The organism is Pseudophaeobacter sp. 1A09344 (assembly GCF_041008745.1).
In the GTDB taxonomy this organism is placed as follows: Bacteria; Pseudomonadota; Alphaproteobacteria; order Rhodobacterales; family Rhodobacteraceae; genus Phycobacter; species Phycobacter gallaeciensis_A.
The window spans coordinates 528,678-549,422 of sequence record NZ_JAXGFS010000001.1 but is presented as its reverse complement, the minus strand read 5'-3'; the positions used below and the strand labels follow the sequence as shown (position 1 = coordinate 549,422).

20 protein-coding genes are annotated in these 20,745 nt (G+C 62.3%); 12 read left to right on the top strand and 8 right to left on the bottom strand.

Annotated elements, in window-relative coordinates:
• Positions 1-52: 52 nt before the first annotated feature.
• Positions 53-1,609 carry a polysaccharide deacteylase family 2 protein gene (locus SM765_RS02485; RefSeq protein WP_274836980.1) on the bottom strand — a complete coding sequence of 519 codons (1,557 nt, stop codon included), beginning with the start codon at positions 1,607-1,609 and terminating at the stop codon, positions 53-55.
• 195 nt (positions 1,610-1,804) lie between these two features.
• On the opposite strand from SM765_RS02485, the gene SM765_RS02480 reads away from it, so the two are divergent.
• The 7 genes from SM765_RS02480 (at position 1,805) to lexA (ending at position 7,453) form a co-directional block, all read left to right on the top strand.
• On the top strand, positions 1,805-2,386 hold the full coding sequence (locus SM765_RS02480) for an anthranilate synthase component II (protein ID WP_274836978.1): 582 nt from the start codon (positions 1,805-1,807) through the stop codon (positions 2,384-2,386).
• A complete protein-coding gene (gene trpD / locus SM765_RS02475; protein ID WP_274828029.1) occupies positions 2,383-3,405 on the top strand; it encodes an anthranilate phosphoribosyltransferase in 1,023 nt (340 codons plus the stop codon). Before SM765_RS02480 ends, trpD begins: the two co-directional genes overlap by 4 nt.
• Positions 3,405-4,055, top strand: coding sequence for a uracil-DNA glycosylase (locus tag SM765_RS02470; RefSeq protein ID WP_274836976.1), 651 nt, complete (start codon positions 3,405-3,407; stop codon positions 4,053-4,055). Before trpD ends, SM765_RS02470 begins: the two co-directional genes overlap by 1 nt.
• A 14-nt stretch (positions 4,056-4,069) precedes the next feature.
• Positions 4,070-4,882: an indole-3-glycerol phosphate synthase TrpC gene (gene trpC / locus SM765_RS02465; RefSeq protein WP_274836974.1), complete on the top strand. Its 813-nt coding sequence runs from the start codon at positions 4,070-4,072 to the stop codon at positions 4,880-4,882.
• Positions 4,882-5,352, top strand: coding sequence for a cyclic pyranopterin monophosphate synthase MoaC (moaC, locus tag SM765_RS02460; protein WP_065270156.1), 471 nt, complete (start codon positions 4,882-4,884; stop codon positions 5,350-5,352). The genes trpC and moaC overlap by 1 nt, the downstream gene beginning before the upstream one ends.
• Complete coding sequence (locus tag SM765_RS02455; RefSeq protein WP_274836972.1) at positions 5,353-6,531, top strand: molybdopterin molybdotransferase MoeA; 1,179 nt, start codon at positions 5,353-5,355, stop codon at positions 6,529-6,531.
• Between the two features lie 229 nt (positions 6,532-6,760).
• Positions 6,761-7,453, top strand: a complete 693-nt coding sequence (gene lexA / locus SM765_RS02450) for a transcriptional repressor LexA (RefSeq protein WP_274828025.1) — start codon at positions 6,761-6,763, stop codon at positions 7,451-7,453.
• Positions 7,454-7,554: 101 nt separating this feature from the next.
• On the opposite strand, the gene SM765_RS02445 is transcribed toward lexA, so the two are convergent.
• Positions 7,555-9,567: a ComEC/Rec2 family competence protein gene (locus SM765_RS02445; protein WP_274836969.1), complete on the bottom strand. Its 2,013-nt coding sequence runs from the start codon at positions 9,565-9,567 to the stop codon at positions 7,555-7,557.
• A 79-nt stretch (positions 9,568-9,646) separates the two neighbouring features.
• On the opposite strand from SM765_RS02445, the gene gltX reads away from it, so the two are divergent.
• From gltX to SM765_RS02430, 3 genes are all read left to right on the top strand, one after another.
• Complete coding sequence (gltX, locus tag SM765_RS02440; protein WP_065270152.1) at positions 9,647-11,047, top strand: glutamate--tRNA ligase; 1,401 nt, start codon at positions 9,647-9,649, stop codon at positions 11,045-11,047.
• 128 nt (positions 11,048-11,175) lie between these two features.
• On the top strand, positions 11,176-12,471 hold the full coding sequence (gltA, locus tag SM765_RS02435) for a citrate synthase (RefSeq protein ID WP_065270151.1): 1,296 nt from the start codon (positions 11,176-11,178) through the stop codon (positions 12,469-12,471).
• Positions 12,472-12,723: 252 nt separating this feature from the next.
• Positions 12,724-13,596 carry a calcium-binding protein gene (locus SM765_RS02430; protein ID WP_065270150.1) on the top strand — a complete coding sequence of 291 codons (873 nt, stop codon included), beginning with the start codon at positions 12,724-12,726 and terminating at the stop codon, positions 13,594-13,596.
• Between the two features lie 64 nt (positions 13,597-13,660).
• On the opposite strand, the gene SM765_RS02425 is transcribed toward SM765_RS02430, so the two are convergent.
• The 5 genes from SM765_RS02425 to SM765_RS02405 form a co-directional block, all read right to left on the bottom strand.
• Positions 13,661-14,437 (bottom strand): enoyl-CoA hydratase-related protein, encoded by a 777-nt coding sequence (locus tag SM765_RS02425; RefSeq protein WP_274836967.1) that lies wholly within the window; start codon positions 14,435-14,437, stop codon positions 13,661-13,663.
• 114 nt (positions 14,438-14,551) lie between these two features.
• The gene (locus SM765_RS02420; protein WP_274834459.1) at positions 14,552-14,992 is read right to left on the bottom strand and encodes a cytochrome c-type biogenesis protein; all 441 of its coding nucleotides are present in this window, start codon (positions 14,990-14,992) and stop codon (positions 14,552-14,554) included.
• 50 nt (positions 14,993-15,042) lie between these two features.
• On the bottom strand, positions 15,043-17,010 hold the full coding sequence (locus SM765_RS02415) for a heme lyase CcmF/NrfE family subunit (RefSeq protein WP_274833972.1): 1,968 nt from the start codon (positions 17,008-17,010) through the stop codon (positions 15,043-15,045).
• Positions 17,011-17,089: 79 nt separating this feature from the next.
• Positions 17,090-17,683, bottom strand: a complete 594-nt coding sequence (locus SM765_RS02410; RefSeq protein WP_274837243.1) for a holin family protein — start codon at positions 17,681-17,683, stop codon at positions 17,090-17,092.
• Entirely contained in the window at positions 17,680-18,300 is a 621-nt protein-coding gene (locus SM765_RS02405; protein ID WP_274836966.1) for a holin-associated N-acetylmuramidase, read from the bottom strand. Before SM765_RS02405 ends, SM765_RS02410 begins: the two co-directional genes overlap by 4 nt.
• Before the next feature lie 199 nt (positions 18,301-18,499).
• Between SM765_RS02405 and asd the strand changes: the two genes are divergently transcribed.
• On the top strand, positions 18,500-19,390 hold the full coding sequence (gene asd, locus SM765_RS02400) for an archaetidylserine decarboxylase (protein WP_274836965.1): 891 nt from the start codon (positions 18,500-18,502) through the stop codon (positions 19,388-19,390).
• A gap of 3 nt (positions 19,391-19,393) precedes the next feature.
• Here asd and SM765_RS02395 read toward each other — a convergent pair whose 3' ends face one another.
• On the bottom strand, positions 19,394-19,816 hold the full coding sequence (locus SM765_RS02395) for a PaaI family thioesterase (RefSeq protein WP_274828018.1): 423 nt from the start codon (positions 19,814-19,816) through the stop codon (positions 19,394-19,396).
• A 58-nt stretch (positions 19,817-19,874) separates the two neighbouring features.
• On the opposite strand from SM765_RS02395, the gene SM765_RS02390 reads away from it, so the two are divergent.
• Entirely contained in the window at positions 19,875-20,663 is a 789-nt protein-coding gene (locus SM765_RS02390; protein ID WP_274828017.1) for an enoyl-CoA hydratase, read from the top strand.
• The last annotated feature ends 82 nt before the right edge of the window (positions 20,664-20,745 follow it).

Genomic DNA, 20,745 nt, shown 5'->3' with positions numbered 1-20,745 from the left:
GCTTAAGCGACCCCGTGCCCCTGGGCTCTGCCCCGTGCGGGTCTATTACGGGCTATTCTCCCGTTGCAGCCAGATTGGCGCGCAGACTGGCCGAAACCGGCGCCAGCGCCACCCGGCTGGCCCGGTCCTGCAGCCCCCACAGCAAAAGTGCTGAAATCGTATCGGGCTGCAGCCGCCCCAGCATGATCACTGCGCCTTCCTGCCCCGCCCGGAAGGCCGCCTGATCCAGAAAGCGGCGAATGGCACGCGGGTTCTGACCGGCGCCATCGAAATCCCGGAACACCACGCCGGACGGCACCCCGTCGCGCAGCGCCAGTTTCTGCACGGTATTAAGGCCGCTGTTCTGCAGCACCAGCCCGTATCCACCGGTGCGCGCCACATCGGACACCTGATCCGCCAGCGGCCTGTTGCCCTGCACGCCTGTCTCCACGCCTTCCAGAATTCCCAGCGCCTGCGGCACCCGGTCCAGCCAGACCTCCATCGCAGTCTCCGCGTCCTGTGGCATGGCTTCGCGCGGCAGATCCGACAGGATCAGCACCTCAAAGCCCGCGGCCCGGCGCGCGGCCATTTTCTCAGTCGCCCTGGGATCTTCGGGATCGATAGCAAAGCTCAGCGGATAGGGAAAATCGACCAGCGCCTCAGCGCCGACGGATGTCTCATCATCGATGAGGACAATCGACATCAAGGGCCGCCCATCGCTGCCAGCGAAGGGTTCGGAATAGGCATCAAACGGCTGCTGCGTGGTTTCAGCGCCCGCCGCAGCGGTCTCCTCGCTGTCGCGTTCGGTCAGCGGCACCACGCGGGTTCCGATCTGCGGCGATTGCGACGCGCGGCTTCCGTCTGCAGTTGGCAGCGCGGCGATCCGACCATTTTCCGGCGCATCTTCCGTCTCGGCCTCCTCGGCGGGCGGCATGTCTTCTTCCAGCTCCGCTTCGACGACCTCAGGCTGCTCAGGCGCGGGTTCGGGGGTGGAGAAGGCAATCACCGGCGGCGTGGTTGGATCCGGGGCGCTGCCCAGCTCCGGCACCGGCACCGCAGCGCCTTGCTCAAGCTGAACCGTCTCGGGCGCGCCCTGCGGCGCCGTCATTTCAGGCGCGGTGCCAGGCGCCGGGCTGTCGGTCGGGTTCTGCCCCACCTCTGCGGTGGTGTCCGGCGCCTCGGGTGTCGGCGCCGGGGTCATGGACACCTCCACACCGTCGTCGCTCTCTGCTGTTTCGGGCAACATTGCAGGCTCAGCGCCGCCAGCAGCTGTTTCCGCCTCGGACGGGGCCTCTGGCACATCCGGCAGATCGGCATCGCCAGAGCCGCGCACATCACCCGCGGGTCCGACTTCGGGACGGGCAGCCGGTTCGGTATCCAGAGAGGTCAGGTCATTGAGGTCATCCGCAGGCGCCGTTTCAGGTGCTACCGGCGCGGCCTCGACCAGATCGGCGTCGGGTTGCGGCGTCTCTATGGGCGCCAGCGCGCCCGATTGAGGCACAGTGGCCTTTTCCGGTCCCGTGGCGCTGACGTCGACCTGCCGCGGCAGCGGGGTCGACAACGACCACATGGCAGCGCCGCACACCGCCACCAAAGCTCCGATACTCACGCCTCCCAGAAAGCCACGCATGCCCGCTCGCCCTTTATCCTTGTGTCCGGCCTGGCCATCAGGACCAGCGAGGGCGACACCCTGTCGCCACAGCCCCGCCGAGCCTTCAAAAACGCGCCGCGCTCTTGACGCTGCCTTGCAAGCCTGAACATGTATGTCGCAACAACTATACTGCGGCGCAAGCCCTGCCCGCCACCCATAAAAGAGCCTGCCAAGATGTTGCTGCTGATCGACAACTACGATTCCTTTACCTACAACCTTGTGCATTATCTGGGCGAGTTGGGGGCTTCGATGGAAGTGCACCGCAACGACGCGCTGGATGTCGAGGCCGCTCTGGCCCTGCGCCCCGCTGGGATCCTGCTGAGCCCCGGCCCCTGCGATCCGGATCAGGCCGGGATCTGCCTGCCCCTGACCCTTGCTGCAGCCGAGGCCGGTATTCCCCTTCTGGGCGTCTGCCTTGGCCACCAGACCATCGGACAGGCCTTTGGCGGCCAGGTCGTGCGCTGCCACGAAATCGTGCATGGCAAGATGGGCGCGGTGCATCATCAAGGCAAAGGTGTCTTTGCAGGGCTGCCTTCTCCGTTCCAGGCAACGCGCTATCATTCGCTGGTGGTGGATCGCGACAGCCTGCCCGACTGCCTTGAGATCACAGCAGAGCTGGAAGACGGCACCATCATGGGGCTGCAACACCGGGAGCTGCCGATCCACGGGGTGCAGTTCCACCCGGAATCCATTGCCTCCGAGCACGGCCATACCCTGCTGAAGAACTTCCTGAATGAAATGAAGGTGCCCGCATGAGCGACCAGATGAAGCCGCTGATCGACGCCGCAGCCGACCGCCCGCTGACACGGGCCGAGGCAGAACAGGCCTTTACCCTGCTGTTCGAAGGCGAAGCGACCCCCAGCCAGATGGGCGGGTTGCTGATGGCCCTGCGCACCCGCGGCGAAACCGTTGATGAATATGCTGCTGCTGCCGCCGTAATGCGGTCGAAATGCAACCCGGTGAAGGCGCCAGAGGGCGCTATCGACATCGTCGGCACTGGCGGTGACGGCAAGGGCACGCTCAATATCTCGACCGCGACCGCATTCGTGGTCGCTGGTGCAGGCACGGTTGTCGCCAAACACGGCAACCGCAACCTCAGCTCAAAATCCGGCGCGGCAGATGCGCTGGGGCAGATGGGCATTCAGGTTATGGTCGGCGCAGAAGTGGTTGAAAAGTCACTGAAAGAGGCCGGAATTGGCTTCATGATGGCCCCCATGCACCACCCTGCGATCGCCCATGTCATGCCCACCCGGCAGGAGCTTGGCACCCGAACGATCTTCAACATCCTCGGCCCGCTCACCAACCCTGCGGGCGTCAAACGCCAGCTGACCGGGGCTTTCTCCCGCGATCTGATCCGTCCCATGGCGGAAACACTTGGGCAGCTTGGCTCTGAACGGGCCTGGCTGGTGCATGGCTCGGATGGCACCGACGAACTGACCATTACCGGCGTTAGCTGGGTCTCCGCGCTGGAAGAAGACGGCAGCATCCGCGATGTGGAACTGCACCCCGAGGACGCGGGTCTGCCTGTCCACCCGTTCGAGGATATCATCGGCGGCACGCCGGAAGAGAACGCGATCGCCTTCCGGGCGCTGCTGGACGGGCAGCCTTCGGCCTATCGCGATGCCGTCCTGCTCAACAGCGCCGCCGCGCTGGTGGTCGCCGGAGACGCCGAAGACCTGCGCGAAGGCGTCGCCAAGGCGGCCCACAGCATCGACAGCGGCGCTGCACGGGACAAGATCGCAACCGTTGCGCGGATCACCTCCGGGGGCAACTGATGCTCTTGCCTGGTGGTCTTGGCGCCTGGTCCGACCTGCCGTTTTTTCAGCGTGACTGGCCCACAATAGAGGCTGCGCTGGCGGCAGAAACGCAGCCGGTTCTGCCCCCTGCGGCGCAGCGTTTTGCTGCGCTGGAGCTGACCCAGCCTGCAGACACCCGTGTCGTTATATTGGGACAGGATCCCTATCCAACCCCCGGCCATGCCCATGGGCTGGCCTTTTCAGTGGAACCGGATGTTGCGCCCCTGCCCCGATCACTTGGCAATATTTTCAGGGAGTTGCAGAGCGATATTGGTGCAGTGCCCACCACGGGCGACCTGCGCAGCTGGGCGCGGCAAGGGGTGCTGCTTCTCAATACCGCGCTCAGCGTACCGGCGGGCACCGCGAACGGGCACAAGGATCTGGGATGGCTATCCCTGATCGAAGAGGTGCTGCAGCGCACATCGCAGCGCCCCACGGCCTATGTGTTTTGGGGAAAACAGGCACAAAGGCTTGAAAAACACCTGAATCCGGGCGATCACCTGATCCTGAAGACCGCGCATCCCTCGCCGCTTTCGGCGCGGCGCGGCTTCTTCGGATCCCGGCCGTTTTCGGCAATAAACACATGGCTGCGCGCGCGCGGCGAAGCGCCCATCGACTGGGCCAGCTGACTGGAGGCAACGCGATGACAGAAAACGTGCTCGACAAGATCAAGGCCTACAAGCTGGAGGAAGTCGCCGCCGACAAGGCCGCCGTGCCGCTGAGCGAGGTCGAAGCCATGGCTCGCAATGCGTCCCCCGTGCGCGGATTTGCAAATGCGCTGCTCGGGGCCAGCCGCGAAGGCTACGGTCTGATCGCGGAAATCAAGAAAGCCAGCCCTTCCAAAGGATTGATCCGCGAGGATTTCGACCCCGTGGCGCTGGCCGAGGCTTATGAACAGGGCGGCGCCACCTGCCTGTCCGTGCTGACCGATACGCCCAGCTTTCAGGGCGCCAAATCCTTTTTGACCGAGGCACGTGATGCCTGCAGCCTGCCCGCGCTGCGCAAGGATTTCATGTATGATACCTATCAGGTGGCCGAGGCACGCGCACTGGGCGCCGATTGTATCCTCATCATTCTCGCCTCTGTCACCGACGCGCAGGCGGCCGAGCTGGAAGACTGCGCCACCGAATGGGGCATGGATGTTCTTCTGGAGGTGCATGATGCCGAAGAACTCGAGCGCGCTTGCGCGCTTAAATCGCCCCTGATGGGAATAAACAACCGCAATCTCAAGACCTTCGAGACCACTCTGGACACCACGCGTGAGCTGTCGCGCATGGTTCCCGCAGATCGCACCATCGTCTGCGAAAGCGGCTTGTTCACGCCGCAGGATCTGTCCGACATGGCCCGCTATGGCGCCCGCAGCTTCCTGATCGGGGAATCCCTGATGCGTCAGGAGGACGTGGCCTCTGCAACCCGCCACCTGCTCGCCAATCCCCTGACACCGGGAGCGATGTGATGCCGCTGACGCATTTTGACGGCAAGGGTGACGCCCATATGGTCGATGTCTCGGACAAGGCCGTGACCGCGCGCATCGCCACCGCCGAAGGCCACATCACCATGGCCCGGGAAACCTTTGATATCATTTCCGAAGGCCGCGCAAAAAAGGGCGACGTTCTAAGCGTGGCCCGGCTGGCTGGCATCATGGGCGCCAAGAAAACACCCGAGCTGATCCCGCTCTGCCATCCGCTGCCGGTGACCAAGGTCGCGGTTGAGCTGACCCTGGACCCCGATCTTCCGGGCGTGCGCATCGAAGGCACCGTCAAGACTACCGGCCAGACCGGGGTCGAGATGGAAGCCCTGACCGCAGTGTCGACTGCGGCGCTCACCGTCTATGACATGGCCAAGGCCGTGGACAAGGCGATGGAAATCGGCGGCATCCGCGTTACGCTGAAAGATGGCGGAAAATCAGGACGGTACGAGGCTTAAATGATCTCAGTCAGCGAGGCACGCGCGCATCTTCTGGAGCTGGTTTCCCCGCTTGGAACCGAACTGGTCCCTCTCGCAGAGGCTGCGGGCCGGGTTCTGGCCGACGACGTCGCCGCCCGCCGGGATCAACCGCCCTTTGCCGCATCGGCGATGGACGGGTACGCGGTAAAATCTGCCGAGGTCGAACTTCACGCCATGTTCAAGGTGATCGGCGAAGCCGCCGCCGGCCACGGCTTTGACGGCACCGTCGGTGCGGGTCAGGCGGTGCGGATTTTCACCGGTGCGCCGATCCCCGACGGCGCCGATTTCGTGGTCATTCAGGAAGACGTCACCGCAAAAGGTACCCTGATCACCATCACCGACGCGCCAGGTGACAATGCCAATGTCCGCCCGCGCGGTGGTGATTTCCAGAACGGCCAGACCGTTTCGGCCCCGCGGCAGCTGACACCATCTGACATTGCCCTCCTCGCTGCGATGAATATTGCCGAGGTCCCCGTTGCCCGCAAACCCGATATCGCCCTGATCTCCACCGGGGACGAGTTGGTGATGCCCGGCAGCACTCCGGGCCCGGACCAGATCATTGCCTCCAACACCTTCGGGCTAAAGGCCATGCTGGAGGGTCTGGGCGCACAGGTCCGGATCCTGCCCGTCGCGCGGGACACCCACAGCTCTCTGCGCACCGCCTTTTCGCTGGCCGAGGGCGCTGATCTGATCGTCACCATTGGTGGCGCCTCGGTAGGCGATCATGATCTGGTTGGCGAGGTTGCCGCCGACCTTGGCATGGAGCGGAGTTTCTACAAGGTGGCGATGCGCCCCGGCAAACCACTAATGGCTGGCCGCCTTGGCACCTCTGCCATGGCCGGACTGCCAGGTAATCCAGTGTCGGCCATGGTCTGCGGCCATATCTTTTTGGCACCAATGGTGCGGGCGATGCTGGGGCTGCCGCCCTTGCAAGAGGTTATTCTCTCCGCTCCGCTGGCGGCACCGCTGGAACAGAACGGTCCGAGAGAGCATTACATGCGCGCCACCCTGACGGAGGACGGGCAGATCCGCGCGTTCGAGCGGCAGGACAGTGCGCTGCTGACGGTACTGGCAGAGGCTGACGCCCTGTTGATCCGCCCGCCGCATGATCCGCCCCGCGAGATCGGCGAAACAATGTCCTATCTGCGCTTGATCTGATGTTTCCGGCGCCGGGACGGCTGCCGTATCCCAACCGTCTCTCAGATTGACCGCTCCTGCGGTCTGCCCGCGCGCCACACGTCCCTCTACCCCTTGTGATCCCCCGGCCGTTCGGTGCGTCGCCACAACGCCACCGGGAAATTCGCATGGGGTCCGTTGACACAAAACGGGAACATGACTAGAACAAAGGGAAACATGGCAAAGCGTCACAGGGCGCAGAGGGGCGGACATGCTGACCAAGAAGCAATTGGATTTGTTGGAATTCATTCACACGCGTCTGCAAAAGGACGGTGTCCCGCCCAGCTTTGATGAAATGAAGATCGCACTGGATTTGCGGTCGAAATCCGGCATCCACCGACTGATCACTGCTTTGGAAGAACGCGGTTTCATCCGCCGCCTTGCCCACCGTGCCCGCGCCATCGAAATCCTGCGTCTCCCTGACAGTATCAGCGGCGGATCCACCGAGACGGGCACGGATCGCTCCGCTAGTGCAGATGCGGGACCGGCTGCGGCCAACACCGACCGAGCGATTGGCTCCGCAATGGACTTGCCCGTCATGGGGCGCATCGCTGCAGGTGTACCGATCGAGGCAATAAGCCAGATGGCCAGCAAGGTGACTGTGCCCAGTTCGATGCTAACCTCATCAGGTAGCCACTACGCCCTTGAGGTGCGCGGCGACTCGATGATCGACGCCGGGATCAACAACGGCGATATCGTGGTGATCCGCGAAACCGACACGGCGGACGATGGCGACATCGTGGTCGCATTGGTTCAGGGGCATGAAGCCACGCTGAAAAAGATCTATCGCCGCAACGGCGCGATTGAACTGGAGGCCGCCAACCCAGCTTATGAAACCCGCGCCTACCCCTCCGATCAGGTCGAGGTACAGGGGCGGCTGGTTGGCTTGATCCGCAGCTACTGACCGCCCGCACCGCTGTTTGGTGGGCGGAGTGTCGGCCAGTTGTCCTATGCGGCGGACACCGGCCCGGTTCGGATGAGCCGTACCAATCGCGGTCAATGGCCCTAGCGGGTCCAGATGCGCTGCCCTGACAGGTCCCTCGCCGTGGTCAATTTGCCTTGCTGATCGATCGCAATACTGCCCATGCGCCGCAATTGCTGTAGCCCCAAAATGATGCAGCCGCCCTCCGGCTTCAGATCAACCGTCGACACCAGAATCTCCCCCTCGGCACATGAGGTCAAACGCTCCGCAGCCCTGCTGCCTACCGCATGCACCAGAGAGTAGGGGCCAATCCTGACGCGGCGAAGGCTCGGGTCGTTGCCCTGAGACCGCCAGCGGCTTGCTGCAATGACCTGTCTGACGGGATCTCCGTCATTTTCCAGCCAGACCCGCGCCGCAAAGCCCTGCCCCTTGCTTCGGGACAAGGCCCGGCCCTCTGGCCCCATTACCCCGACCAAGCCGCCATTCGATGAAATCAACGCCAGCGGCCGCGTGTCTTGCGACCAAAGCGCGAAGGCCAGTGCAACCGGCATCACCCCGAGAAGGCGCAAACGCCCCTGCCAGATCAATAGGAACACCCCGCCGACCGAAAGCAACGGCAACACCCACTGCCCCGGCTGCATCACCGTGCCCTCTGCTCCCGGCAGCTCCGCAACCGCGCGGGCGACGGTCAGGATCCAGTCAATGCCCGCTCCCATCACCGCCAGGCCGAAGCCCTCCAAACCGAGGGGCAGCAGGCAAAAGGACAGAACCAAGGCGGGCACCACAACAAGGCCCATCACCGGCACCGCGAGCAGGTTGGCCAGCAGCCCATAGTGCGACAGGGTGTTGAAATGCGCCGCGCCAAAGGGCGCCGTGGCCAGCCCAGCAACCAGCGAGGACAAAACCAAGGCGGCCACAGGGCGCAGCCATTTTGGCCCAAGGGTAAGACCGCCATCCCGGATCGCCCCAAACACCCCCACCAGCGCGGCCGTGGCAGCAAAGCTCATCTGGAAGCCTGGGCTGAGCAGCGTCTCCGGGCGCCGCAACAGAACCAGAACCGCAGCAATGGCAACCGCGCGCAAGGATATCGCCCGCCGGTCCAGCAGCACCGCGACAAACATCACCGCCACCATGATAAAGGCCCGCTCGGTCGCGACATTTCCCCCGGACAGCGCCAGGTATGCCCCCGCCGCCAGCATGGCCGCAGCCGCTGACAGTTTCTTCACGTTCAGTCGCAGTGCGATGGGCGGCACCATGCACAGGGCAAACCGTAAAGACGCAAAGACAAATCCAGCCACCAGCCCCATATGAAGGCCGGAAATGGCCAGCAAATGCGCCAGATTGCTGGCTCGCAAATCCTGCAACGTTGACTGACTGACACCGCTGCGGTCGCCGGTGGTGATGGCGGCGGCGATGGCGCCGGTCTCACCGGGCAGCCGCTGGCGCAGCGCCAAAGACAGATCCCGCCGCAGCCCGGCCAAGGTCAGCCCCGGCGGGCCGGGATCGAGCGTCAGCACGGCAACGCGGGTGTAGCCATTGGCGCCCAGTTGAAAAAACCAGGCATGGCGCCGGAAGTCGAAACCGCCCGGCTCAGCCGGGCCCTGCGGCGGCATCAGATGTGCGGTGGTGGCCACCCTTGCGCCGGGACCGGGCAACCCGCTGTCCACCGGCACCGAGACACGCACCCGCGCAGGCGTTCTACTCGGCGATACCTGCTTCAGCCGCACCTGATCCAGCGTAAGACGCAGCATATCGCGCGCCGACCGGTCGATAGTGGCGACGCGCCCCTCCACAGGGCCGTAGTAGCGAAAGCCGAGTACTGGAGCCGCCACAGAATGGGTCCGCCACCCCACAACCATGAACCCAAGAACACAAAGAAGAACCGCCCGTGCCAGCAATCCGCTGGCGCTGCCCCGCAGAGAGAAACCAGCACACACTCCACCAAGAACCAGAGCGCAAAGATAGGCCACCGCCTCCGGCTCGACCGGGAGCGCAAAAAAGACCCCTATTCCAAGCCCCAGAAACACCGGCACCCAGGCCAGCAAATGTCCCCTTTGAACCTGTAGCAGCTGGTCCAGGATAGGCATCATACGCATGCTTGCTCCTGACCCTTCGGGTGGGTAGACAGGCAGAAACGCTACTCCTCTTATGGTTTCCAAAAGGTAAATCACCTCCATGTCCAAACCGGTCGTCACCCGTTTCGCCCCCTCGCCCACCGGCTTTCTACATATCGGCGGTGCCCGCACCGCGCTGTTCAACTGGCTGTATGCGCGCGGACGCGGCGGTAAATTCCTGCTCAGAATCGAAGATACCGACCGGGAGCGTTCCACCCCCGAAGCCACCGCCGCCATCCTGCAGGGGCTGGACTGGCTGGGCCTGGATCACGACGGTGATGTGATCAGCCAGTTCGAACGCGCCGACCGTCACGCCGAGGTTGCGCATCAACTGCTGGCCGAAGGCAAGGCCTACAAGTGCTTTGCCACCCAGGAAGAAATCGCCGCCTTCCGCGATGCCGCCCGGGCCGAGGGAAAATCGACGCTCTACCGCTCGCCCTGGCGCGATGCCGATGCCTCCACTCATCCGGATGCGCCTTACGTGGTGCGCATCAAGGCCCCGCAGGAGGGGACTTCGGTCATTCGCGATCAGGTGCAGGGCGATGTTTCGATCCGCAACGATCAGCTGGACGACATGATTCTGCTGCGGTCCGATGGCACGCCTGTTTATATGCTGGCCGTGGTCGTGGACGATTATGACATGGGCGTCACCCATGTGATCCGCGGCGACGACCATCTCAACAACGCCGCCCGTCAGATGATGATCTACGAGGCGATGGGCTGGGACATTCCGGTCTGGGCGCACATCCCGCTGATCCATGGCCCCGACGGCAAAAAACTGTCGAAACGCCACGGCGCCCTTGGCGCGCAGGAGTATCAGGCCATGGGGTATCCCGCGGCTGGCATGCGCAACTATCTGGCCCGTCTCGGCTGGAGCCATGGCGACGATGAGTTCTTCACCGACGCGCAAGCACGCGAATGGTTCGATCTGGATGGAATCGGCAAAAGCCCGGCCCGGTTTGATACCAAAAAGCTGGAAAGCCTCTGCGGGCAGCATATCGCCGTTAGCGATGACGCTGCACTGCGGCAGGAGATCGAAGCCTATCTTGCCGCAGCCGGTGAGCCAGCCCTGACTGACGTTCAGTCAACTGATCTTGAACGGGCCATGTACTGCCTGAAAGATCGCGCCAAGACTTTCCCTGAACTTCTTGAGAAAGCGCATTTTATCCTGACGTCACGCCCCATCGAACCGGATGCAAAGGCCGCCAAGGCGCTGGCATCTGTATCCGATAGTATACTGAATGAATTGACGCCGCAGTTGCAAAGTGCTAGCTGGACGCGTGACGATCTGGAGGCGCTTCTCAACCAATTCGCGGAAGCACAGGATACCAAGTTCGGCAAGCTGGCCGGCCCGCTGAGAGCGGCCCTGGCAGGCCGGGCGGTAACGCCTTCGGTGTTCGATATGATGCTGATTTTGGGCCGTGAGGAAACATTGGCCCGTTTGACTGACGCTGCAGGCTGATCCCGCCTCTTAACCCTTGGGTAAGTCTGCTTCGATACGACCTCACCTGCGCAGTCCACGCGCAGGTGCTGCCTGCATGAAGCCCGGATTTCTCCGGGTTTTCGTGCCTGTAACAGGAAGGGACATCTATGACCGATACCAATAAGACAGCCCAGCTCAGCCTGAATGGCGAAACTTACGAGCTTCCCATCTTCTCTCCGACAGCCGGGCCCGATGTTCTCGACATCCGCAAACTCTACGCGCAGGCCGGTGTCTTCACGTACGATCCGGGCTTCACCTCGACCGCAAGCTGCGACAGCACCATCACCTTCATCGATGGTGGCAAGGGCGAGCTGCTGCACCGTGGCTACCCGATCGACCAACTTGCAGCCAATTCGCACCACCTCGAAGTCTGCTACCTGCTGCTTTACGGTGAGCTGCCGACCGCTGCTCAGCTGGAAGATTTCGAAGCACGTGTGACCCGTCACACCATGGTGCACGAGCAGATGCACAACTTCTTCCGTGGTTTCCGCCGCGATGCGCACCCGATGGCGACCCTGGTTGGTGTGGTTGGCGCGATGTCCGCCTTCTACCACGACTCCACCGATATCGCCGATCCGTGGCAGCGCGAGGTCGCCTCGATCCGCCTGATCGCAAAACTGCCGACCATCGCCGCGATGGCCTATAAATATTCGATCGGTCAGCCCTTCGTCTATCCGCGCAACGATCTGGATTACGCCGCGAACTTCCTGCACATGTGTTTCTCGGTCCCGGCCGAAGAATACCACGTCGACCCGATCCTCGCCCGCGCCATGGACCGGATCTTTATCCTGCACGCGGACCACGAACAGAACGCTTCGACCTCGACCGTGCGTCTGGCGTCCTCTTCCGGTGCAAACCCGTTCGCCTGTATCGCGGCTGGTATCGCCTGCCTCTGGGGTCCTGCCCATGGCGGCGCCAACCAGGCTTGCCTCGAGATGCTGAAAGAAATCGGCACCGTCGACAAGATCCCCGAATTCATCGCCCGCGCCAAGGACAAGAACGATCCGTTCCGCCTGATGGGCTTTGGTCACCGCGTGTACAAAAACACCGACCCGCGCGCCAAGGTTCTGAAACAGTCCGCGGATGAGGTTCTTGAACTGCTCGGCGTCGAAGACAACCCGCTGCTGCAGGTTGCCAAGGAGCTGGAACAGACCGCGCTCAACGATCCTTACTTCATCGAGAAGAAACTGTTCCCGAACGTCGACTTCTACTCGGGCATCATCCTGGAGGCGATGGGCTTCCCGACCTCGATGTTCACGCCGATCTTCGCGCTGTCGCGCACCGTCGGCTGGATCTCGCAGTGGAAAGAGATGATCGCAGACCCACAGAACAAAATCGGTCGCCCGCGTCAGCTGTACCTCGGCGAAACCGCCCGCGATTACGTGGATATCGAGAACCGCTGATCGGCATATCAGCCTTGATTGGACGCCTCGCACCTTCTGGGTGCGGGGCGTTTTTTTGGGCGTGGCGGTCACCTCCGGCCTTTGCGTGCAAAGGCGAAAAAACTCCTGCTCCGGCGAATTTCGGGCGCCCACATACGCATTGTCGCCCGAAGGGAAACGGTGGTAAAAGTTTGTTTTCTATTAAAAATTGACTCACTCACCTCTCGGGGTTAATTTTCTATAAGTTGTATTAAACAATTTCAGGACGACCCTATGATTGCTCTTTTCGCGCTTGTTTCTCTTGGCCTTTTTGCCGGGCTGATCATGGACTCCAGCGATGATGGAGATAACCTGCCCGATGACGATCTCAGCGATCTGCCCTCCCCCCCAGGAAATGGTAACACGACCCCACCGGGCGAATTGATCGAAGGCAGCAGCGGGGATGACTCGCTTACAGGCACTAACGCAGGTGAATCCATCGCGGGACGCTCCGGAAATGACGAAATCGACGGTCGTGGGGGAAATGATCGTCTGTTTGGCGATAGTGGCAGTGACACGTTGATGGGAGGCTTTGGCAACGATTTGGTCTCCGGCGGCGACGGCAACGATCTGCTGACCGGTGCCGAAGGCAATGACACCATATTTGGTGGTCAGGGAAATGACGGAGTCATTGAGGGTCAAGGGAGCGACACCATCAACGGGGGAGAAGGCGATGACGTCCTATGGGTCAGCCGTTTTGATCTGCATCCCTCCGGCGCCATCCGGGCCGATGTCGATACCGGTGGCGATGCCGTGAATGGCGGCGCCGGGGATGATCTTATCCTCTTTGGCCGCGATGATACCGTGACTGGCGGCGACGGCGCGGATGAATTTTTCGCCGGTCGTTGGCTGGAAACCACCGAGGCTGCCACCATTACTGATTTCGAGCCGGGCGAGGATCAGATCGTTTACGGGTTCAATCCCGAAGATGGCCCGCCACCGCGGTTTTCTGTCTTCAATCAAGAGAATGAGGATGGGGGCAGCGATGCTATCGTCCTGGCAGACGGGGTCGAGGTCCTACGGGTTCTGGATCAGGATGGACAGTTCGATCCAGACCGCCATATCCGGCTGTTTGCCGATGGCGCTAGCGCGAGACCTACGATCTGATAACTGAAATGAAAAAACCCCGCCGGAATAACCGGCGGGGGCTTCCTTTTGCATAAGGCTGTCTTCAGCGCCCTTCGAACTTGGCTGGGCGTTTTTCCATGAAGGCAGTGACGCCTTCCAGGAAATCCCGGGTCTTGCCGCATTCGCCCTGCAACTGGGCCTCAATCGACAGCTGTTCGGGCAGGCTTTTGTTATAGCTGCCGCGCATCGCGGTCTTGATGGCGCCAAAGGCCTTGGTCGGACCTTCGGCCAGATAGGCCGCGCGCGCCCGCCAATGGGCGTCGAACTCGGCGTCCGGTACCGCTTCCCAGATCATGCCCCAGTCGCTGGCTTGCTTGGCCGTGATCTTGTCCGCAAACAGGGCCGCGCCCATCGCCTTGGCCAGCCCCATCTGGCGCGGCAGGAACCAGGTACCGCCTGCATCCGGCATCAGGCCGATCCGGGCAAAGGCCTGCAGGAAATAGGCGCTCTCGGTCGCGATTACCACATCGGCTGCCAGCGCCAGATTGGCCCCTGCCCCGGCCACAGGACCGTTGACCGCCGCCATGGTCGGCACCGGACAATCATAAAGCGCCTCAAGCATCGGCGTATATTCGTCGCGCAACGTCCGCTCCAGATCCAGATCGCCAGAGCCGGAGGCATCGCTCAGATCCTGCCCCGAGCAAAAGGCGCTGCCAGCGCCGGTGAGCACCACAGCGCGTGCCTCGCTCGCGGCCTGTTTCAGCGCATGGGTCAATTCGGCCCGCATCTGACCAGTCAGCGCGTTCATCTTCGACGGGCGGTTCAGCGTCAGGATCGCCAATCCGTTCTCAAGCGAATATTGGATTTCTTTATAGTCCATCAGAGGGCCTCGTCTGTCTTCTCTCGGATCCCCGCGGCCCAGTGGCGCCGCGGAGCGGATGTTATTTCAGCCATGGTGGCGTAAAGGATTGCGGTCGAAAAGCCGGACCCGGCGTCACTCGTCCATAATTTTCCGCAGCCGGTCTTCTTCCTCGGGACTCAGCCCGGCCTCTGCTGTTCCGGGCGCCCTGGCCCGCCCACGCAGATACCCGGCGCCAAGGCCAAGGGCCAGTAACAGCATCAGCGGACCCGCCGCCCAAAGCAGCCAGTTCGCCCCCGTGGTGGTAGGCCGCAGCAGCACGTATTCACCGTAGCGGTCGACCACGAAATCGATCACCTCGGTATCGCTGTCGCCGGCCACCAGGCGCTCGCGCACCAGAAGCCGCAGATCCCGCGCCAGATCGGCGTTGGATTCATCGATATTCTCGTTGCGGCAGACGAGGCAGCGCAGGTCCTTGGACAACTCGCGCGCGCGTCCCTCCAAAACCGGATCGGATAGGACCTCATCCGGCTGGACGGCCAGTACAGGCGTCGCAGGCAGCGCGATCACCCCCATGAGGGTGATCACCAGAACCTTGGCAAACCGATTGAGCATAGCCACGCCCCTCATTCTGCGGGCACCTTGGCCGCGCCAGCGCCCTTGCGGGCCCCGGCCGCCACGCGGAATCGTCGATCGCTGAGGCTCAGCATGCCGCCAAGCGCCATCAACAGACAGCCACCCCAGATCCAGTTGGCCAGTGGTTTGATATAGGTCCGTACGGTCCAGCCACCATCCGCCTGCTGATCGCCGATCACCACGTAAAGGTCGCGCAGCAAGCGGTAGTCGATGGCCGCCTCTGTCGTCGGCATCTTCGCCACCGGGTAGGTGCGTTTTTCAGGATGCAGCACAGCAACATCCGCGCCATCCTTAAAGATGCTGACGGTGGCCATGGTGGTGAAGTAGTTCGGCCCCCGCGCGCGGTCGACCGCATCCAGCACCAACTCGTACCCGCCGACAGTGAAGGGCTCGCCGATCTTGGCAACGCGGATGTCTTCCTCTTCCCACGCCGTCAGACCGGCGATGGCAAAGATGGTGATCCCCAGCCCTGCATGGGCCACGGCCTTACCCCAGTCAGCGCGCGGCAGGCGCAGCAATCGACCGAACTGCCCGTCCCTGCCGGTGCGCGACCACAGATCGGCAGCAGCGCCAAAGACCACCCAGGAGCCGATGAACAACCCGATTGGCCCCAGACCGGACCGGCCAGTCTGCATCGCCCAGGCCAGCACGCCCAGGGCAACCGACAGCACCAGCACATAGCGCAGGTACCAGACCGTCTGCCCCAGCTTACCGCGTTTCCACGGCAGCATGGCGCCAACCGGCAGGATCATCCCCAGAAGGACCATGAAGGGCGTGAAGGCCGCGTTGAAGAACGGCGGTCCGACGCTCAGCTTGCGGGCAAAGGCCATCTCGGCCACGATGGGCCAAAGCGTACCGAAGAACACCACGAAACAGCTGACCGCCAGCAGAATGTTGTTGGCCACAAGCGCGCCTTCGCGACTGACGATGCCAAAGACACCCTTGGCCTGCATCTGTTGGGCGCGCGCCGCGAACAACGTCAGTGCCCCGCCGGTAAAGAAGGCGAGGATAAAGAGGATGAACACGCCGCGTTCCGGATCGTTGGCAAAGGCATGTACCGAGGTCAGCAGCCCCGAGCGGACGATAAAGGTCCCGATCAGCGAGAAGCCAAAGGCGAGGATGGCCAGCAGGATGGTCCAGCTTTTGAGTGACTCACGTTTTTCCACCACGATGGCCGAATGCAGCAGCGCTGCCGCCAGCAGCCAGGGCATGAAGCTGGCGTTTTCCACCGGGTCCCAGAACCAGAAGCCACCCCAACCCAGCTCGTAATAGGCCCACCAGGATCCCAGCGCGATGCCGATGGTCAGGAAGATCCAGGCGGCCAGCGTCCATGGCCGCACCCAGCGTCCCCAGGCGGCATCAATACGCCCCTCGATCAGGGCAGCCACGGCAAAGGAAAACGCCATCGAAAGCCCAACATAGCCGAGGTAAAGGAATGGCGGGTGAAAGGCGAGGCCCGGGTCCTGCAGCAGCGGGTTCAGATCCTGCCCGTCAAACGGCGGCGACACCAGCCTCAGGAACGGGTTCGATGTGAACAGGATGAAGGCAAAGAAGGCAACGCCAATGGCGGCCTGAACCGAAAGAACCCGCGCCTTGAGCGTCTGCGGCAAGCCGCCGCCAAAGACCGAGGCCACTGCGCCGAACAGGCTGACAATCAGTACCCAGAGCAGCATGGAGCCTTCGTGGTTCCCCCAGGTGCCCGAGATCTTGTAAAGCATCGGCTTGGCCGAGTGGCTGTTGAGGGTGACAAGCCGGAGCGAGAAATCCGAAGTCACGAAGGCCCAGACCAGCGCCGCAAAGGCAAAGGCGGTAAAGAAGAACTGCGCCTGTGCCGCAGGTTCGGCGACGGCCATCCAGCCGGGCCAGCGTTTATGGGCGCCGATCATGGGAACGACCATCTGCACGATGGCAACCAGAAAGGCGAGGATGAGGGCGAAGTGACCGAGTTCTGTAATCATACCTCTGTCTATAATCTTTCACCGGGGCGGCGCCAATGGCATTTGGCGCGTCCAGCCGCCGCAGGAGGCGATTGCGCGCTTACTCTGCGGGGTCGGTCTGCGACAGCCTGAGCTGGCTTTGCTTCCATGCAGCCAGCGCCCGGTTTTCGGCTTCCGCACTCGCCGCCAAGTGTCCTTCCTGCTGCATAGAAGGGGCTTCTTGAACGGACGGCGCCTCACCACCCTGCAAAGACGCAAAACTTTCTGCGCCTTTCGGCATGCGCGCCGCGACTTTCGCGAGGCTCCGCTGGAACTCCTGGCTTTTGATCTGATGACGCGCGCCAAAATAGAACGAGACGATAACCCCCAGCAGCCACCACAACGGTTCGGGCACGGCCGCCAGCCCCTGCATCCGGGCTGCAAACCACGAGGGGTTGGCCATTGCGCTCACCATCAGCCCCACTGTCCCGAGCGCCAGCAGCGGCCTTGGCAGCCGGTTGATCCCATCCATCACCCGGTCAAACCCGCTACGCCGTTCAGCGCGGAATTCTGCCGCGAACTGCTGCAGCGCCGCGCCTTGCGCCCGGCTGGCCCGCTCTGCGCCGGCCTCCGCGTTTTCACGAAACACCTCAACTGTATTCTGCAACACATTGCGATTGCTACCAAACAGCAAGCGAAACAAACCTGTGATCATCGTTTTTCTTCCTGCCACCGTGCGACCCGCCGGACAAAGGCCTTCCGGTCCATGTGGTATTTGGTGCTGATGAATACCTCGGCGCGCCGGATCCATCCACCCTTGCCGCCCGCGCGGGTCCGGGCGTATTTGCGGCTGGCCGGGCGCCGGTCTGCCAAGTCGAAATAGTAGCTGCGCCGGGCAATGCCGTAGGCGTCGCGCAGGCTCTTTGCATCTATCTGCGCCGCCCGCAGTGCGGTCGCCGCAGTCTGCGTCCCAATCACCCCATCCACCACAATGTCGAACCCCATTTCCTGTAGCAACCCCTGCAGGATCCGGACCGCGTTAGCGCCGGAATTGACGTACATATCGAACACCGATGCCTGGAGCGCCTCTGGCAAGCGGGCGATTCCTGGACGTTCGAAATACCAGCGGATGAAGATATCCACCGCATCTTCGCGGCTCAGCGCCTTCACATCCCTGGTGTCGACCTGCCCGTCACCGGTGACATCAATTCCCAGCCGTTTCAGGGTCCCGATCGTGACCCCGTGTTTGGTGGCCCCACCCGGATCACCGGGATCATTCACATAACCGCCTTCGCGCTCGACGATCTCTTCGGCAATCTGCCTGACCTGCATCCACACACTCTTTGCTGTTTCATGGCAAAGTGTTGCACCAAACAGCTGAGGTCCCGTTACCCTCGCGTCCGCGCATGAGGCAACGGTCTGGCCCTGCGGCCCTCCGCCGCCGTTGCATTCCGCCCTTGAGCCTTCTGCGCGCACTCTGCTACCTCATCGCCACGGGCCAGACAGGCCGGACAAGCGACAAGGCGGATAGATGACGAATACTCCGATCAAGGTGGTCGACCGGGCAAGCGGCACGGTTTTCGACGAGGTGATCCTTGGCGAGAAATGGATCCGCTGGGCTTATCAGGACGCAGGCTCCAGCCTGCTGGAGCGCGCACTGTTCCGATCCTCTTTGGTCAGCCGCCTGTTCGGGCTGTGGTTCGACTCGCCCCTTTCCCGACGCAAGATCGCCGCGGTCATCGAGGAACTGTCGATTGACATGGACGAGGCCCGTGATCCGGTCTCCAGCTTTCGCTGCTTTAACGATTTCTTCGTGCGGCACCTGAAACCGGAAACCCGCCCCTATAGTGATGAACTGAACGACATCGTCTCCCCGGCGGATGGTCGCGTCTTGGTGTTCCCTGAACTGGAGGAGGACGTTTTTGTCCCGGTCAAAGGGCACCCGATGTCGATCCGTACCATGCTGCCCGGCCTGCACGAGCGGTTTCTGGGCGGTGCCCTCGCCATTGTCCGCCTGTGCCCCGCCGATTATCACAGGTATCATTTTCCGACCGCAGGCCAGATTACCGAAACCCGCGACATTCCCGGCGCGCTGCATTCGGTGAACCCCATCGCGCTTGGCGCCGGGCCGGATGTTTTTGGTGACAACAAGCGCAGCCTGACCCTGATCGACACGGACACGGCGGGCACCATGTGCTTTGTCGAGGTCGGCGCCTTTGGCGTGGGGTCCATCGTCAACACCCGCACCAGTGGCCGGGTCGAGAAGATGGACGAAAAGGGCTATTTCAAGTTCGGCGGCTCCACCGTCGTCGTGGTCTTTGAACCCGGAAAGGTTCAGTTCAGCGACGATCTGATCACCAACAGTTCCAAAGGCTTGGAAACCCTTGTGAAAGTCGGCGAACCTCTGGCGCGCGCCCTCTGACCCCTATTTTTCCGGCGGAATTGAATAGGTCATGGTGGAGCGCGCCACCATCTTGTCCGAACCTTCCGAATACATATGCACGTCGCCCACAGCCAGCGCGCGGCCCAGTTTCAACAGAGTTCCTTTGGCGATCAAATCGACACCCGCCTCGGGCTTGCGCATAAAATCAAGCGAGCAATTGGTGGTCACCGCCAGTGCCTTGCGTCCCAGCCGGGATAGGACCAGCCCGTAGACCGTCACATCAGCCAGCGCGAACATCGAAGGGCCAGACACAGTGCCGCCCGGCCGCAGGTGCCGTTCTGCCGTCAGCAGCCGCATGGTGATCCCTGCCTCAGACAGTTCGTCCACGGCGAAATCATCCGCCACCTGCGGAAAGATCTCCGCCATATAGGCGGTCAGCCCCGCCGCATCAAAAGCCAAAGCCATGCTTTTCCTTCTCCCTTGTCCGCCATAGAGTTGCCCCAAACAGGGTCAGGAGGACAAGATGACAATTCTGGAACGTCGCGACGCAAATGCGATCGCACATCTGCGCATGAACGCACCCGAGCGGCTAAACGCGCTGTCGGATGAGATGCTGGCCGCCCTGCAAGAGCAGATCGACGCCTTGAAAAACGACAGCACAATCAAGGCCGTTGTACTCTCTGGCGAGGGCAAGGCCTTCTGCGCCGGGCACGATATCCGACAGATGAACGCAGGGCGCGCGGCCGAGGATGGTGGCAAGGCCTATTTCGAGGGCCTTTTCGCCCGCTGCACCAGTGTGATGCTGGGCCTGCAACGCCTGCCGCAGCCGGTGATTGCCCAAGTGCATGGGATTGCGACTGCCGCCGGCTGTCAGCTTGTCGCCTCTTGCGATCTGGCCGTGGCCGCGCAGGGCACCCGGTTCGGCGTCAATGGCGTCAATATCGGTCTGTTCTGCTCAACCCCGATGGTGGCCCTGTCCCGTAATATCCCGCGTAAACACGCCTTTGAACTGCTGACCACGGGTGAGTTCATGTCCGCCGACCGCGCCGCCGAGCTGGGCCTGATCAACCGCGCCGTGCCCGAAGAGGATCTGGAGACGGAAACGCTGAAGATGGCAGAAACCATCGCATCAAAACTCCGCTCGGCCGTGAAAATCGGCAAGGAAGCCTATTACCGTCAAATCGAAATGCCGCTGGACGAGGCCTATGCCTATACCAGCGGGGTGATCGTCGAGAACCTGATGCACCGCGACACCATCGAAGGGCTCAACGCCTTTATCGAAAAGCGTCCGCCCAACTGGGAAGACAACTGAGTTTTCCGAAAATTTAAAACAAGTTTAGCCTTTGTTTACGATTGACCAGATATTGTTTCCATATCCGGTCTTTCAATAAAGG